This is a genomic window from Bacillus haynesii, assembly GCF_001969855.1.
Classification (GTDB): domain Bacteria; phylum Bacillota; class Bacilli; order Bacillales; family Bacillaceae; genus Bacillus; species Bacillus haynesii.
Map to the genome: position 1 here is coordinate 15,464 of NZ_MRBL01000028.1, position 15,934 is coordinate 31,397.

The following is a 15,934-nucleotide window of genomic DNA, read 5'->3' on the forward strand; positions in this document are numbered from 1 at the left end:
ATCGCTGATCCAACAAGACGTAAATTACTACGTTTGTTGGCAGAAGGGGGAGTATTGTCATTCAAAGAGTTGATCATTCATTTTGACATGAGTCTACTGGGGTTTCAAAGCATTTGGCAATCATTAAAGATGCAGGCCTCATAATCAGAAGAAAGGTCCGGCAGGGAAACAGGATATTGGATGAATACTGCGCTATTGAGAGAAATTAAGGATAAAGTGATCGATTTGAAGGTAATTCTTTGGTGAAAAAAGCTCCCAGATTTAGAGAAACAAGGGTTTCTCTAAATCTGAGCAACCTGCATTGCAGGTTGCTTTTTATCATAATGTAATCCTCGCTTTCTCTTCCGCGCCAACAGGGAAGAAGCAAGCTACTTCCTGTCCAGGCACCCCGCGTTCCTCTAGGACGGGGATTTTCGTCTTGCAGAATTCCGTAGCTTTCGGGCAGCGGTTATGGAATACGCAGCCAGTTGGCGGATTGGCAGGGGAAGGCAGTTCGCCTTTCAATACGATGCGTTCCCGTACCCGTTCCTTGTCGGGATCTGGCAAAGGCACAGCGGATAGCAATGCATTGGTATAAGGATGCTGCGCATGTGTCTGGAATGTTTCACGATTGGATTTTTCCATTACTTTGCCAAGGTACATGACAGCGACGCGGTCGGCAATATGATTAATGACGGATAGATCGTGTGCAATTAATACGTAGGTCAGATCCAATTTCTTCTGAAGATCCTGAAATAAGTTGATCACTTGGGCTTGGACAGATACATCCAGTGCACTGACAGGCTCGTCACAGACAATCAGCTTTGGTTCCAAGGCAATGGCGCGGGCGATTCCGATCCGTTGACGCTGACCGCCGGAGAATTCATGCGGCAACCGGTTATAATGGTCGTCGGGATTCAATCCGACAAGCTCCATCAGCTCTTTTACCCGGGATTCCAGATTTTTTGTCTTTTTGTATGCCTTCAGCGGAGCAGCAATGCTTTCACCCACTTTCATGCGCGGATTCAGACTTGTATACGGATCCTGGAAAACCATTTGCATATTGCGGCGCAGCTCGTAAAGTTCCTTGGAAGATGCATCTGTATACGGTTTTCCGTTGAAAAGGAGATCGCCGGAAGTAGGCTTATGCAATCCGACGATGGTTCTGGCAAGTGTACTTTTCCCACAGCCGGATTCCCCTACAATCCCTAAAGTCTCTCCTTTATGGACGGTCAAATCGATACCATTCAAAGCCTTCACATGACCAGTCGTTTTCTGCAACACACCATTCTTGATCAGGAAATGGACGTGTAAATCCTTGATTTCCAATAATGCGGTCAAGATAGCAGCACTCCTTTCTGCTCTGCCACAGCTTGTTTTTCTTCATCGAATTGTGCCTTGCTGAGAACACAAGCAGCCCAGTGGCTGGTGCCGCGTTCAGTAAGCGCAAGATTGGTTTGAAGACAAGCGTCCCGTGCAAATGGGCATCGGGGATGGAAATTGCAGCCTTTGGGCGGATGAATCAGATTAGGCGGATTCCCCTCGATATGCAGCAGCCGTTCGGAACCAGCTGCATCCAGTCTTGGAATCGAGCGCAGCAGCGACCATGTATACGGCATGGCCGTATCATAAAAAATATTTGCTGTACTGCCGGACTCGACAATTTTTCCGGCATACATGACGAGGATCCGATCTGCCAGATTTGCCACGACTCCGAGGTCATGCGTAATCATGATGATGGCTGTCCCATAAGTCTTTTGTATCTTTTTCAATAGTTCAATGATCTGGGCCTGGATCGTTACATCCAAAGCTGTTGTCGGCTCGTCTGCGATGAGCAGCTTCGGTCTAGCGGCAAGTGCAATGGCAATCAGGACACGCTGACGCATCCCGCCGGAGAATTGATGTGGGTAATTCTCCATCCGGCGTTCCGGATCTGGAATTCCTACATCTGCCAGCAGCTCGATTGCTTTTTGGCGAGCTTCTTTTTTGGGAAGCTTTTGATGGGTTTGGACGGCTTCCATCAGCTGTCTGCCGATTTTGAAAACAGGATTAAGGCTGGACATCGGATCCTGGAAAATCATTGCGATTTCTTTCCCGCGCAGGTTGCGCAGTCGTTTTTTATCCATTGTCAGGATGTTTTCTCCACCGAAGAGAATTTCTCCTTTTGGGTAGGTTGCTGGCGGTTCCGGGTTCAGCTTTGTCAGTGAATGAGCAAGGATGCTTTTTCCGCTGCCCGATTCCCCGACAATGCCGATGGTCTGCCCAGCTTCCAGTCGGAAGGATACACCATCAACCGCTTTGACGAGACCGGCGGGTGTATCCAGGTGGACATGCAGATCCTTTACTTCTAGCATAATGTAACCTCCTCTAGGCAGCTGGTGCTGTTTGTTTTGTTTTGCGTTTCCGCTTTCTCTTGATGCTATGCGGATCGAAGGCATCCCGAAGTCCATCGCCAAGTATGTTCAGCGATAAGACGGTAATGACGATTGCGATACCAGGGAAAATCGAGAACCAGGGAGCGCTCGTGATATAAATCTTGGATTCCTGCAGCATATTTCCCCAAGTCGGCGTGGATGGGTTGACACCGACACCGAGAAAGCTGAGTGCAGCTTCTGCGAGTATTGCTTTGGCAAAAATGAATGTACTTTGCACAATGATAGGGGAGAGTACATTCGGCAATATATATTTGAATAAAATAACGATATTGCTAGTCCCCGTTGTCCGGGCTGCTTCGATGTATTGCGCGTTATTGATTTGCAGTACTGCGGAGCGGACCACGCGCGACATGACTGGGAAGAAAGCAGTCGTAAGGGCGATGACGATATTCGTGATGCTTCCGCCAAGTGCTGCTACAAGTGCCAATGCCAAAAGCAGTGCAGGAAAAGCGAGAAAGCCGTCCACAATTCGCATCAGGATAAAATCGGTTTTCCGGAAATATCCAGATGCAAGACCGATCAATGTACCGATGACTGGCGCAATGATGGCTACAATGACGCCGACAGCTAAAGACACCCGAGCAGCAACGACGACACGGGCGAAAATGTCACGACCAAAATCATCAGTTCCGAACCAATGAGCACCAGACGGTGCCAGCAGTCGCTGGTTGGCATCCATCGTCGTAGGGGAGACTAGCAGCCACCAATTGGCAGTAATGGTTGCCAGGGCAATCAATAGGAATATAGTCAATGCAATAATGTTCCTTTTCTTGGACATCATCGTTTATGTACCTCCTTGGCTTTAGTCATAGCGGATGCTTGGATCAAGGAATGCATACAAGAGATCGACGACGAAGTTGACGAAGACGTAGATGGCAGCGATGAACAGTACGACGCCTTGAATCACCGGATAATCCCGTCGGTGAATCGAGTCAATCAGCAGCTGTCCGATTCCTGGGATGGTGAACAGCGTTTCAATGATGACCGTCCCGCCAAGCAATCCTGCCACAGTGGCGCCAAGGACAGTCGTTGTCGGAATGAGCGCATTGGCAAACACATGCTTCATCAATACATCACGTTCACGGAGACCTTTTGCTCGAGCCGTTTTTGTATAATCCTGATTCACGGAATCAAGCATGCTGTCCCTGAGCATCCTTGCGATAATACCAATCTCTACAAGTGCCAGCACAAAAGAAGGCAGAAGCAAGTGATAGAGCCAGGGTCCAAAACCCTCGGCAAGTGGCATATAACCGGCGACCGGGAATATCCGGAATGTCACACCAAATGCCAGCACGAGCAAGATGGCAAGCCAGAATTCCGGTACCGACACACCGAGAAGGGATGCGTTTGTGAATAATGGATCCAGAATTGTCTTACGTAAAGAAACAATCAGGATCGCAGTCGGAATGGAGATGATCAAAATAAAGAGCAGGGATAAGACCATCAAACTGAAAGTAGGACCAAAATTGGCAAAAATCAGTTCCTTGACCGGCTGGGCTGAATAGACACTTGTTCCTAGGTCACCAGTGGTGACTTGTTTGAGCCAGTCGAAAAATTGAATATATAGGGGCTCATTCAGGCCAAGCTGATCTTCCAGCTGTACAATCGCTTCAGGCGATGCATCTTCACCAAGGATGATGAAGGCTGGATTGCCAGGTGTCAGGTGAATAAGCAGAAACACGATGATACTGACCACGAGCATGACAGGTATGACAGACAAGAGCCTGCGGATTGTATAGTTAAGCACAAGAATCACTCCTTTATTTAGAAATGGAGGAAAATCGCCTGCGTTACCGCTGGCGATTTTCTCGGGGCATCACTGGGTTTTCCATGTATTCCAGAAACGCGGACTATACCAATCTTCATAATCCTGCAACTTGGAAGTGCGTGCATCCAAAATGGAAAGGTTGCTTACTTTTTCAAAAGGAAGTTCATCGTAGATTGTCTTATTCAACTCAGCCAGTATTTCTTTTTGGGCAGCTTCATCTTCTGCCTCACCCCACTGCGTGACAAGCTCCTGCCAGCGTTCGCTGTTATACCAGCCGCTGCTGTTGGAATTCTGACTGACCATTCCGGCTTGGTTTGGCGAGAAGAACGGGGACCAGCCAACTACGACCATATCCCAGTTAGCAGCATCGCTCCATTTTTCCAGGTAGGTAGCCCATTCATAGGACTCAAGCTCGACATTGAAGCCTGCTGCTTCCAGCTGCTGTTCTGCAATTTCGGCGATTTTCTTATACTCTGCATTGTCATTCGAGAAGATGATTTTCACCGGCTGCCCATTATAAGAGCTTTCCTCCAGCAGCTTTTTCGCCTCATCCGGATCATAAGCCTTGAAATTATCGATATTTTTATCCGAGTAAAGAGCTGTTTGATCGGGCGTGAACAAGGCTCCATCCAGATTATAGAATTCACTGTTACCATAAGTAGCCTTGGCGATAGCCTCTTTATCAAGTGCCGCGTGAAGTGCTTCACGGACTTTGATATCGTCAAACGGTGCTTCGGATTTATCCGGGGTGATGACGGAATATCCATTGCTTGAGATAGCTGGTTCGACATTAGGTGTGGTATCGACTACATCATACAAATCAAGTGGAATGGACTGTACATAATCATATAGATCTGTCTTCAATCCATTGAGCATTACTTGTGGGTCTTTTACGATCTTGAAATGAATCGTATCCAGATAAGCTGTCTTTTTCCCAGTCAGACCGCCCCAGTCTTCCTCTTCGCGAGATTGATAATCATCGAATCTGGAAAGGACGATTTCGTTGCCGCGCTTCCAGGAATCGAATTTGAATGGACCTGTACCGATCAGCTGTTTATTTGTCAGCGGCTGTTCACCCGCAGCTTCCGCGATGTCGGCAGGAATGATGACAGCAGACGCTTTCGGAGCAGCCAGATCGGTTAGCAAAGCGGTATATGGGTCTTTCAGTTTAATGACCAATGTCAAGTCATCTTTTACTTCGACAGAATTTACATGTTTTGCTGTGATCTTACCTACGGAAGAGACCTTAAGCCAGCGTTCGATCGATGCTTTGGCATCCTCGGCAGTTACGTCCTGGCCGTTGTGGAATTTCAGTCCATCACGCAGGGTGATCGTGTATGTTTTTTTGTCATCGCTGACGGTATAGTTGTCAGCTACTAAAGGACGAGCCTGGTAATCCTTATCCAGGGCGAACAAACCTTCATAGATATGCCAGCCGATTTTTCTCGCAGCACTTTCGCCGGAATACATCCAGTCCAGTGTGTCGGGATCCGCTGTCATGGCAACATTCAAGTCGCCGCCTTTAACAGGTTCTCCATCGCTTGCACCGGAGCTGCTACTGGAATTGCCGGAGCAGCCGAACAGGGCGATTGTGGCCGTTAAGCCGAATAATATAAGTGCAATTTTCTTCTTCAAGACATTTCCTCCTTAGCTTCCCAATAGCGAGAATACGATTTTCGTGAATGCTTTCTCCGTGATGAGCAATGCCCGCTCATCAATGTCGAATTGTGGATGATGATGCGGATAGTGTGTGGCTGTATCCTCATTGCGGGAGCCGACTTTAAAAAAGCTGCCGGGTTTTTCCTGCAAGTAATAAGCGAAATCCTCTGCTCCCATCCCGGTTTCAAGTTCTATTAACTGTTCTTCACCGAATTGTTCAGAGAATAGCCGCTGCAAAAAAGCAGTTTCCTTTGGATGGTTATAAAGCGCAGGATAGCCGTGCAGGTAATCGATAGAATAAGTCGCATCGAAACCGCTCGTGATTCCAGAAACGATGGCTTCTATTTGCTGTCTGACTTGCTTGCGGATGTCGGCATTGAATGTCCGGACGGTGCCTTCCAGTTTGGCGGTATCCGGTATGACATTGAATGCGTTACCTGACTGGAAGACACCCAAAGTCACCACTGCTGATTCCACCGGGCTGACTCTTCGGCTGACAATCTTCTGCAAAGCATTTACGATATCACTGCCGATGACGATTGGATCGACAGCCTCTTGTGGTGCTGCGCCATGACCGCCTTTTCCTTGGATGGTGATCGCAAATTTATCCACTGCGGCCATTTTGAATCCTTCGCCAACGCCGATCTTCCCGACAGGGGCAGCAGAGTTAAGATGAGCACCATAAACATAATCGACACCGTCAAGTGCGCCATCTTCGATCATTGCCTTGGCACCGCCGGGCGGTACTTCCTCAGCAGGCTGGAACAGGAAGACAACTTTGCCTTTCAGGCTGTCTTTATGCTTGATCAATGCTTTGGCAGTCCCCAGCAAAGCAGCAGTATGGCCGTCATGTCCGCAGGCGTGCATCACGCCCGGTGTTTTGGATCGATAGGCTGTTTCTTTCTCATCCTCTATCGGCAGGGCATCGAAATCAGCTCTGAGGGCAATCGTAGATCCTGCTTCTTTCCCTGACAGCGATGCGACGATGCCATACCCGCCGATTTCTGTCTGGATATCTTCGTAGCCGAAGCTGCGCAGCTTATCGGCGATGAAACGGGCGGTTTTCGTCTCCTGAAAACTTAATTCAGGATGTTGATGCAGATATCGCCGCCATTCGACGACTTCTGCGAAATCATTTTCCAATTCTGCATGTACCTCTGCAAGTGTCTGCTTCATGGTCTCCATCATGTAGCCTCCTGTGTAATAATTTTGACATATCCAATGCAATTAGTCGGATTTTGCCTTTAAAAAAAGACCCCTTCCGAATAGAAGAGGGCCTTTTTTTAGCTTCCGCTCTTCTTATCTTCGGTGACAAACACCTGGAATTAGCACAGTACTGCGGCTTGCAGCCTGTTGCTTTGGCTTCGCAGGGCCATTCCCTCCACCAATCTTGATAAGAAATATTAGTTGTAAGGATAGACCGAAAAGTTCTGGGTGTCAATCCTATTTTTTAACTTAGACTACCCTCAGAAACTGCTGTAGCTAAACAATTCAACAGTAATAATTGTACTTGATAGAAAATTTGAAAAAATGACTTGACCGGATTTTCCTGTATGTTAACATATAAGTTATACAAAATTTACCATTTGGGATAATGATGCAAATGAGTATTTTCTGATCAGACGGAAATCATCAAAACGATGGGAGAAAAATATAACGTGGGATGGAGCGATAAGGCATATAGCACAATCTAGATGAGAAGAAATGGCTAAATAAATTCTTGGACGTACGCTATGATGACCTGATGAATCCGGCGGATCCCGACACCCGAGATGTGTGGAGAGAATCGGTTGCCCGTGTGGATGTGTTTCGCTCTATCTCAAGTCGAACAACTACAATCTAAACGGACCGATACATGTTCAATAAAAAGAATACGGTGATTTCGCCATCAAGTAGGCAGCGAGGGGAACGAAATCGGCTGCACCCTTTGGCTCTTGCATCCAGAATACACTGCTGTCCCGTATGGCCTGACCTGTTAAAAATAACCCCCTTTTGGCGGTGGTTAAGGTACATGAACCGATCTGAGCAAGCAAGTGTTTTTTACTGCAGCCATTTATTCTTGGCGTAAAATAGCATCGTTGGTGCTTCCCCTATAAAATTAAAAAATCATTAAACCTACTTGATTAATGGGTTTAGTTGGTTTAATATCAATTATTAATAAACATTGTGAAAGTTCTAAATTAAGGGACATCTGATTGGTCAACCAAAGGATGCAGAAATGATTGATTAATTCATTCATTTCTGCATCCTTTTTTGTTTATTAAATATGGTTATAAAAGATAGGTTGGTGGAAGAGTTGGAAATTGATTTCTATAAAAGAACTTCAAAATTGTTATGAAGAAATGGTGTAATTGGCATCATTGAAAGTGTCAAGCCAGGGAAAACTATCGCATTTCGAGCAGGTTTTGATGCATTGCCGATTCAAGATGAAAAAAGTGTCCTATAAATCAACAATCGAAGGGGTAATGCACGCTTGTGGCCGTAATGGTCATAATACATCAAGCTTACTAGGAGTAGCAAAAGTATTGAGCGATGACGGAGAGGAGAATGATTATGGGATTTCGATTTGATCATCTCGTACATTTTGTAAATAGTCCATTAAAAGCGATTGAAGAATACAACAAATTGGGGCTATACGCAGTAGAAGGAGGCAAACATGAATACCTTGGCACGTTTAACTCCCTTAGTTATTTCGATTTAAGCTACATAGAATTGATTGGTGTGTATGATTCACAATTAGTAGAGTCAGCTGCTGATATTAAATACAGCTTAAGGAAGACATTTCAAAATGAAAATTTTGTGGAAGGTTTATCAAGAATAGCTCTTGGATCAACTGATTTAGAGGCCGAGGCAGAGCGTTTTCGAAGTTTAGGCTTAGAAGTATATGGTCCTTCCCCATTCAGTAGAAGAAGACCTGATGGCAGCCTTGTTAGTTGGGAGCTGCTACATGTTGGGAAACCCGGTGAAAAGCTTGAATTACCATTTTTTATAGAATGGGGCGAAAAAGATGATGAGCGTAAACAAAATTTAATAAATCGATCTGTTATCGCTGAGCATCCAAAAGGGAACATTTCGTTATCATCAGTTGCATTTGCAGTCCCAGATTTCAAGGGTGCAATTGAAAAGTGGTCCAACTATTTAAACTTAAAAACTGAAGAACCATTTGTTGATGAATCGTTAAACGCCAACGGTCAACGATTAAAACTAGACGGTGGGGATATAGTATTTTACAGTCCAATTGGAGACGGGATAGTTTCACAAACTTTAAAAAATCGAGGAGAAAAGCCATTTTTAGTTGAATTTACAGATTCAGATCATGAAGGAGATTTTCAAGTAATGGGTTCTATATATAGATTTTCAAAAAAATAAGTAAAAAGGGGAATGCATATCAATGATTATAAAAAAAACAAAATTAGTCCTGGGATTTGTTCTATTAATGTCAGCATTACTTATATTCACGGGTTGCGGATCATCAAAAACAAGTTCAGATAGTAAAGACACAAAAGTCATAAAAATTGGTTATCAAAAAGGAAATACATTAAATATCCTAAAGGAAAGTGGATTTTTAGAAGAAGCGTTAGAGAAAGACGGTTACAAAGTAGAATGGAAACTATTCACACACGGGGGCACATTATTAGAAGGAATCTATTCTAAGTCTATTGATTTTGGTCACGCTGCTGATGGATCAGGGATTTTTGCTCAAGCATCTGGTAAACCTCTTGTTTATGCTGGGGCAGATGCTCCAAATCCTGAAGGTGTTGGTTTAATGGTTTTGAAAGACTCAGGGATTACATCCATTGAACAATTAAAGGGAAAGAAAATAGGCGTTTTAAAAGGGGGAAACCATCATTACTTAACAGTTCTTGCACTTGAATCAGTTGGTTTATCAGCTGATGATGTTCAATGGGTATTTCCAGAAGATGCTGCACAAGGCCGTTCTCTTTTTGAAACAAAAGAAGTAGATGCTCTTGCTTCCTATGATCCTTTCTTTGCTGGTATAGAAACAGAACTTGACACCATTACATTTACAGAGAATAAGGATTATGGCTATCCAAACCGTACATTCTATTATGCTACCCCCGATTTCTCAAAAAATCACCCGGATCTTGTTAAAACGATAATAGATGCGATAGATAAATCTGATCAATGGGCAAATGAAAATAAGGATGAAGTTACAACATTGTTATCCAAAGCATTAGGCATTAATGAGAAGATTATTGCCAAAGCGGTTGAACGTCGTACTTATGGAGCAACTCCAATTACACAAGAAATAATAGATGCTCAACAAAAGCAAGCTGACAAGTATTTTGAAATTGGGTTAATTCCTAAAAAACTTGATGTATCCAAAGATATGCCTATTCAATAATTAAAAATTGCTAAAAAGGAATGAAGCAAATGACACAAACTTGGTTAAACAAGTTCATACCTTGGATTATTCCAATTATACTATTGATCATTTGGGAGTTAGTCTCTTCACTAGAGCTTGTCTCGGCATCATTGTTTCCTTCTCCAGTAACAGTGTTAATGAGCGGATGGAATTTAACCGTTTCCGGTGAATTGTTCCAACATGTGCTGGCCAGTCTCTCACGTGCTGCGATTGGTATGTTAATTGGGGGATTAATTGGTTTTATTCTTGGAATATTAAATGGACTTTCCAATCTATCGTTTCGTTTAACAGATACAACAATACAAATGATAAGAAATATTCCTCACTTGGCTTTATTACCTCTTGTGATTGTGTGGTTAGGTATTGATGAAAGCGCAAAAATTTTTCTTGTTATATTAGGGGTTTTATTTCCCGTATATATTAACACTTATCATGGCATTCGAACTGTTGATCCGAGCTTCATCGAAATGGGGAAAATGTATAATCTAAAAGGTTGGAATTTATTTAAACATATTCTTTTCCCGGGAGCACTTCCTTCGATCTTTGTAGGCTTAAGATATGCCCTTGGTGTCATGTGGTTAACTTTAATTGTTGCAGAAACAATCCCAACAGAAGAGGGCATAGGATATTTGGCAACAAATGCTCGAGAATTTATGCAAACCGATATTATTATCTTAAGTATCGTAATATACGCCTTACTCGGTAAGGCAGCTGATATTATTGCTCAAATTGGTGAAAAGAAAGCTTTAAAATGGAATGCAAACTATAACAAACAACGATAAGAGAGGTGTAAAGATTGAGCGATTTACTAGAAAAAGATTTGAAAAAAAATAAACAGTCTCTCCATAATCATGCCATTCAAATTGATATTAAGAATGTAAGTAAATCTTTCGGTAACAAAGAAGTTTTAAAAGACATACAACTAACAATTGAAAAAGGTGAGTTTATAGCTATCATCGGAAAAAGCGGTAGTGGTAAAAGTACACTTTTAAGACTGGTAGCCGGATTAGAAACATTAACGAATGGGGAGCTGCTGTTTGATAAAGTTCCATCTAGTCAATCGACAGCCAATATAACAATGATGTATCAAGATTCTAGACTGTTACCTTGGAAAAAGGTAATTGAAAATGTAGGACTAGGCTTAAAAGGGAACTGGTCAGAAAAAGCAGAACGAGTTTTAGATGCAGTAGGCCTATTGTCCTTAAAAAATCAATGGCCATCCAATTTATCTGGCGGTCAAAAACAACGTGTAGCCCTTGCTCGAGCACTAATTCACAAACCATCCCTACTTATGCTTGATGAACCGCTTAGTGCGCTCGATGCTTTTACTAAATTAGAAATGCAAAATTTAGTCGAAAGTATTTGGGGAAGAATTGGATTCACTGCATTACTAGTTACGCATGATGTTAGAGAAGCAATTCGGTTAGCCGATAGAATTGTCCTAATAGAAGACAGGCAAATTGCAATGGATATAAAAGTAGATGCACCGAGACCACGCCATTTCTCTTCTCATAACCTGGCTTTGTTAGAAGAAAAAGTGCTTACTCGAATTATGAACGGAGAAACTCCGCCAAACGATATTGAAAGTAGAAAACTGTATCAATTTTAATAGGTTACTCAACCTTCGCCGTACGAAAATTGAGTTTTAATGAAATTTGCAAAACGGAATGTTCAATCAAACTTAATTTTAAAACTGCACCAGGTTAAATTTTCACATAACGATCCTGAAGTCGTAAAGTGGCTTGGCCGTAAACTTGATATTTAATGATCTGATCTATAAACGACTTCAAAAAGGCAAGCCTGCATGCTTGCCTTTTTTACTGTTGAAGATGAAACGACAGTGGATTTATTGATTTCCTAGTAATTAGATAATGATGGAAATGCGAACCATTCCTAAAATACTTGGCAAAAACCTAATGGAATCATATAATATATAAACTAAACTTTGCGATTAAGGTGTGAGAAATTTGTCTAAAAAGCAAGAAATAATATCAGCTGCAAGAGAGATTATTTATTCTAAGGGATTTCAAGCAACCTCTATAAAAGATATTCTTATGGCTGCAGAAATTGGAAAAGGCCAATTTTATCATTACTTCTCATCTAAATATGATTTAGGATTAGCAGTAGTGGAATCTATAGTCCATGAATATCAAACAGAGTTAATATCAAATATTCTTCAGTCCGATAATACTCCAGTAAATAAGTTAAATATGATGCTGGACAGAACCCTTACTTTTCATACTGAAGTGAAGAATAAATCAGGTTGTCCTATTGGAAACTTAGCCATTGAAATGAGTGAGCATGATGAAACGTTTCGTGTGAAAATTCAACATTTATTTGAATGTTGGATAGGGGCTATAGAGACTACATTAAATGAAATGGTTGAACAAGGCCTGTTAGATTCCTTTGATACTAAAAAAGATGCTCAAGCAATTGTAGCTATGATTGAAGGAGGAATTTTGTTAATGAAAAACCAACAAAACGTCAACTTTTTAAGTGACATTATAGAAGTAATCCGAAAACAATTTAATCTAGAATAGTCAACTGTTTTTTTTCTTGCAACATTCTTTTTCTTATGTTAAGTTCTTTTTGTACCGACTGGTAGGTATAATTCCGTACTGAAGGAGAGATAAACAATGGCAAAATTAAATGGTGTTGATATGAGTATTATTGAAGGTTTAGTGGAGCAATACAAAAAGAATCCGGCTGAAGGTACTGGAAGTTGGTCATCTTCTGTAAAATGGGATAATGGATTCCATGTTGAGGCAAAAGTAGGTGATCATGCTCCTATTCATGTTGATGAGCCAAAATGGATAGCAGGTTCCAATAAGGGAGCGAACCCAGTGGAATATTTATTAAGCGCACTAGGTTCTTGCTTGTCAGTGGGGTTTATTGCAAATGCTAGTGGAATAGGAATCAAGATAAACTCGTTAGAAGTAGAGGTTTCAGGACAACTAGATTTGAATGTCTTTTTAGGATTAAAAGAAGGAAATCCTGGTTTTGATGAAATCAATGCACATTTTAATATCGATAGTGATGCGGATGAACATCAGATTGAAGAACTTGTTGCACAGGCCATGAAACTTTCACCTGTAAAAAATACAATCCAAAGAAATGTTCATGTTCATGCATCTTTAAGTCACAATAAGAAGAAAGAATAATTATAAGAGTATTTTTCAATAGTTACTGTACCGAATAGTAGGTACAGTTAGGTGTGAAATAAAAAAGTTAGAGGGGGAAATTATGAATCAGAACGATAGTTTATACAAAAAATCACAAACAAAATGGGTAGTAGAGAAGTAAACTCTGTGATATTATTACGTAATATTCAAAATATAAAGACGAGTGAAACGAGGGGATGATGATGGAGAAAAAGCATTCATTAGGGTTTGAAACAATCGCTCTTCATGGAGGACAAGTACCTGACCCTACTACAAATTCTAGAGCAGTCCCTATTTATCAAACAAGCTCATATATTTTTAACGACACAGATCATGCTGCAGATTTGTTTTCTTTAAAAGAACCCGGAAATATTTATACACGTATCATGAATCCTACTCATGATGTTTTTGAGCAACGTGTTGCCCTAATGGAAGGCGGCGTAGGGGCATTAGCAACTTCATCGGGACAGTCAGCTATTACATATTCTATTTTGAACATAGCAGAAGCAGGAGATGAAATTATCGCTTCCAGCAGCCTGTATGGGGGGACCTATGCTTTATTTGCTCATACTTTGACAAAGCTTGGAATCAAATTTCACTTGGTTGATGTAGACGATCCAGCTCAATTTCAAGAAAAAATGAATGATAAAACAAAGGCTGTGTTTATAGAAACGATTGGAAATCCTCGAATTAATATTGCGGATATTCAAGCAATTGCCGATATTGCACATGCAAATAATGTTCCGCTTATCGTTGATAATACATTTGCCTCCCCGTATTTATGCAGGCCAATTGAGTATGGCGCAGATATTGTGGTTCATTCAGCTACCAAATTTATTGGCGGCCATGGAACCTCTATCGGCGGTGTTATTGTAGATTCTGGAAAATTTAATTGGGCTAACGGAAAATTTTCAGGTTTGTCAGAACCAGATCTAAGTTATCATGGGCTAGTTTATACAGATGCACTGGGATCGCTAGCTTATATTACAAAAGCACGCGTTACGTTGCTTAGAGACATTGGAGCTTCCGCTTCGCCATTCAATACATTTATGTTTCTTCAGGGATTAGAAACTCTTCCTCTACGGATGGAGCGCCATGTAGAAAATGGCCTTAAGGTTGCACAATTTTTAGAAAAACATCCCCATGTCTCATGGGTTAATTATCCAGGCCTTGCATCAAACCCTTATCACGAACTTGCTCAAAAGTATTTGCCAAAAGGAGCAGGATCCATTTTCACATTTGGTATTAAAGGCGGTGTGGAAGAAGGGAAGAAATTTATTAACAGCGTGAAGATTTTCAGTCATTTGGCGAATGTTGGCGATGCGAAATCACTGGTGATTCATCCTGCCAGCACGACCCATCAACAGCTGGATGAAGAAAGTCAGGTAAAAGCCGGTGTTACACCGGATATGATTCGTCTTTCTATTGGTATTGAAACGATTGATGATATTCTTTACGATTTAGACAACGCTCTCCAAGTCAGTCAGCAATAACATTACCTGCAGCTCATCGCAAAGTAAATTTAAAAAACGTCATTCTATCATTAGAGATATATAAAGGATAGTCGAAAGGCTATTCTTTTTTGTATTCATGGTTACATTAGCAGACATGCCGCCAATTTCAAGTCTTGAACCACATTTTTGGCTCTCCATTTTTTAACTAACCATAATTCACATAAACGTTTAGAAATGGTACAAAGTGAATATACGAGTGTAATGAGAATAAGCTTTCATAACCAATGATATGGATTCACCTATGTTGAGGGGGCCTAATGGAATGAAAAGAAGCCGGAGTTTTAGACCGGCTTCTATGACATCATTTCCCCTTCGCCTTCTTCCGCTTCTCCTTCTCCGCCCGGTAAAACTCATGAAACATCTTCATTAGCGCGCGCTTCTCAATCCGCGACACATAACTCCGCGAAATCCCGAGCTCTTTCGCGATTTCGCGCTGCGTTTTTTCTTTCTTCAAATCAAGACCGAAGCGGCCGACGATGACTTCTTTTTCTCTGCCGTCTAAGATGTCGATGTATTTTTTCACTTTTTCAAGCTCCATGTTGAGCTGGATGGTGTCGATGACGTCTTCGTTTTCTGATTTGAGGACGTCGATGAGGCTGATTTCGTTGACTCCCAGAGGTTATCCGTTTTTGTTTCGTTAAAGCGATAAAGAGTTTGACTGTTTTGTTCAGGGAGTTTAGAGTAATTTCATCAGTTTGAGTTCCTCAAAGTTTGATGCTTTACTTTGGGAAAATAGCTTTATGAAGAATTGACTTTAACATCAGGTTTTTCTTCTTCAGATCGTATGTTTTGAAGAATCTATTTTAAGTGTAATAACTTGTCAAGGGTGCTAATAAAGCCTCAACTTTTGAATTAGTTACCGTTCATGAACGAACAGCTACGGGAAAAGCCAGATTTTACTCAATGACTATTCCAACCAAGCTCGAGAGGAAGTCGCCAAAAGGGCCGTGACCATCAGTCTAAGGATACAATACAGCTGTGATAAACTCGTGGGACGGCATCTTTCGAAGCGTTGAAGTCTCTTTAAATAT

General features: G+C 41.9%; 13 protein-coding genes, 3 pseudogenes and 1 riboswitch. Of the genes and pseudogenes, 9 read left to right on the top strand and 7 right to left on the bottom strand.

The window, feature by feature from the left end; all coding sequences use genetic code 11:
• Window positions 1-318: 318 nt before the first annotated feature.
• From BTA31_RS20325 to BTA31_RS20350, 6 genes are all read right to left on the bottom strand, one after another.
• On the bottom strand, window positions 319-1,323 hold the full coding sequence (locus BTA31_RS20325; protein WP_076793705.1) for an ABC transporter ATP-binding protein: 1,005 nt from the start codon (window positions 1,321-1,323) through the stop codon (window positions 319-321).
• A complete protein-coding gene (locus tag BTA31_RS20330; protein WP_076793708.1) occupies window positions 1,317-2,333 on the bottom strand; it encodes an ABC transporter ATP-binding protein in 1,017 nt (338 codons plus the stop codon). Before BTA31_RS20330 ends, BTA31_RS20325 begins: the two co-directional genes overlap by 7 nt.
• 13 nt (window positions 2,334-2,346) lie before the next feature.
• The gene (locus BTA31_RS20335; protein ID WP_076793711.1) at window positions 2,347-3,195 is read right to left on the bottom strand and encodes an ABC transporter permease; all 849 of its coding nucleotides are present in this window, start codon (window positions 3,193-3,195) and stop codon (window positions 2,347-2,349) included.
• Window positions 3,196-3,216: 21 nt separating this feature from the next.
• Window positions 3,217-4,161, bottom strand: a complete 945-nt coding sequence (locus BTA31_RS20340; protein ID WP_083698351.1) for an ABC transporter permease — start codon at window positions 4,159-4,161, stop codon at window positions 3,217-3,219.
• A 69-nt stretch (window positions 4,162-4,230) separates the two neighbouring features.
• Complete coding sequence (locus tag BTA31_RS20345; protein WP_076793715.1) at window positions 4,231-5,817, bottom strand: ABC transporter substrate-binding protein; 1,587 nt, start codon at window positions 5,815-5,817, stop codon at window positions 4,231-4,233.
• Window positions 5,818-5,829: 12 nt separating this feature from the next.
• The gene (locus BTA31_RS20350) at window positions 5,830-7,026 is read right to left on the bottom strand and encodes a M20 metallopeptidase family protein (protein WP_083698352.1); all 1,197 of its coding nucleotides are present in this window, start codon (window positions 7,024-7,026) and stop codon (window positions 5,830-5,832) included.
• A 111-nt stretch (window positions 7,027-7,137) separates the two neighbouring features.
• Window positions 7,138-7,241: riboswitch (SAM riboswitch) on the bottom strand.
• A gap of 290 nt (window positions 7,242-7,531) precedes the next feature.
• Between BTA31_RS20350 and BTA31_RS20355 the strand changes: the two are divergent.
• The 9 genes and pseudogenes from BTA31_RS20355 to BTA31_RS20395 all read left to right on the top strand — a co-directional run.
• Window positions 7,532-7,707: pseudogene (locus BTA31_RS20355) on the top strand (chitosanase); the annotation flags it as partial.
• A gap of 478 nt (window positions 7,708-8,185) precedes the next feature.
• Window positions 8,186-8,387, top strand: a pseudogene (locus BTA31_RS23445) (M20/M25/M40 family metallo-hydrolase); the annotation flags it as partial.
• 7 nt (window positions 8,388-8,394) lie between these two features.
• Window positions 8,395-9,210: a VOC family protein gene (locus BTA31_RS20365; protein ID WP_076793721.1), complete on the top strand. Its 816-nt coding sequence runs from the start codon at window positions 8,395-8,397 to the stop codon at window positions 9,208-9,210.
• 22 nt (window positions 9,211-9,232) lie between these two features.
• The gene (locus BTA31_RS20370) at window positions 9,233-10,207 is read left to right on the top strand and encodes an aliphatic sulfonate ABC transporter substrate-binding protein (RefSeq protein WP_076793723.1); all 975 of its coding nucleotides are present in this window, start codon (window positions 9,233-9,235) and stop codon (window positions 10,205-10,207) included.
• 29 nt (window positions 10,208-10,236) lie between these two features.
• On the top strand, window positions 10,237-11,010 hold the full coding sequence (locus BTA31_RS20375) for an ABC transporter permease subunit (protein ID WP_076793726.1): 774 nt from the start codon (window positions 10,237-10,239) through the stop codon (window positions 11,008-11,010).
• Between the two features lie 14 nt (window positions 11,011-11,024).
• Entirely contained in the window at window positions 11,025-11,837 is an 813-nt protein-coding gene (locus tag BTA31_RS20380; protein WP_083698353.1) for an ATP-binding cassette domain-containing protein, read from the top strand.
• Window positions 11,838-12,195: 358 nt separating this feature from the next.
• Window positions 12,196-12,768: a TetR/AcrR family transcriptional regulator gene (locus BTA31_RS20385; protein ID WP_043928354.1), complete on the top strand. Its 573-nt coding sequence runs from the start codon at window positions 12,196-12,198 to the stop codon at window positions 12,766-12,768.
• A gap of 96 nt (window positions 12,769-12,864) precedes the next feature.
• A complete protein-coding gene (locus tag BTA31_RS20390) occupies window positions 12,865-13,389 on the top strand; it encodes an OsmC family protein (RefSeq protein ID WP_076793729.1) in 525 nt (174 codons plus the stop codon).
• 203 nt (window positions 13,390-13,592) lie between these two features.
• Complete coding sequence (locus BTA31_RS20395) at window positions 13,593-14,882, top strand: homocysteine synthase (protein WP_076793732.1); 1,290 nt, start codon at window positions 13,593-13,595, stop codon at window positions 14,880-14,882.
• 322 nt (window positions 14,883-15,204) lie between these two features.
• On the opposite strand, the pseudogene BTA31_RS20400 reads toward BTA31_RS20395, so the two are convergent.
• Window positions 15,205-15,510, bottom strand: a pseudogene (locus tag BTA31_RS20400) (sigma-70 family RNA polymerase sigma factor); the annotation flags it as partial.
• Window positions 15,511-15,934 lie beyond the last annotated feature (424 nt).

Coding starts and splice junctions, on each gene's coding strand:
- BTA31_RS20365 (WP_076793721.1), top strand. CDS start 8,395: ATGGGATTTCGATTTGATCATCTCGTACATTTTGTAAATAGTCCATTA.
- BTA31_RS20375 (WP_076793726.1), top strand. CDS start 10,237: ATGACACAAACTTGGTTAAACAAGTTCATACCTTGGATTATTCCAATT.
- BTA31_RS20330 (WP_076793708.1), bottom strand. CDS start 2,333: ATGCTAGAAGTAAAGGATCTGCATGTCCACCTGGATACACCCGCCGGT.
- BTA31_RS20350 (WP_083698352.1), bottom strand. CDS start 7,026: ATGGAGACCATGAAGCAGACACTTGCAGAGGTACATGCAGAATTGGAA.
- BTA31_RS20370 (WP_076793723.1), top strand. CDS start 9,233: ATGATTATAAAAAAAACAAAATTAGTCCTGGGATTTGTTCTATTAATG.
- BTA31_RS20335 (WP_076793711.1), bottom strand. CDS start 3,195: ATGATGTCCAAGAAAAGGAACATTATTGCATTGACTATATTCCTATTG.
- BTA31_RS20390 (WP_076793729.1), top strand. CDS start 12,865: ATGGCAAAATTAAATGGTGTTGATATGAGTATTATTGAAGGTTTAGTG.
- BTA31_RS20395 (WP_076793732.1), top strand. CDS start 13,593: ATGGAGAAAAAGCATTCATTAGGGTTTGAAACAATCGCTCTTCATGGA.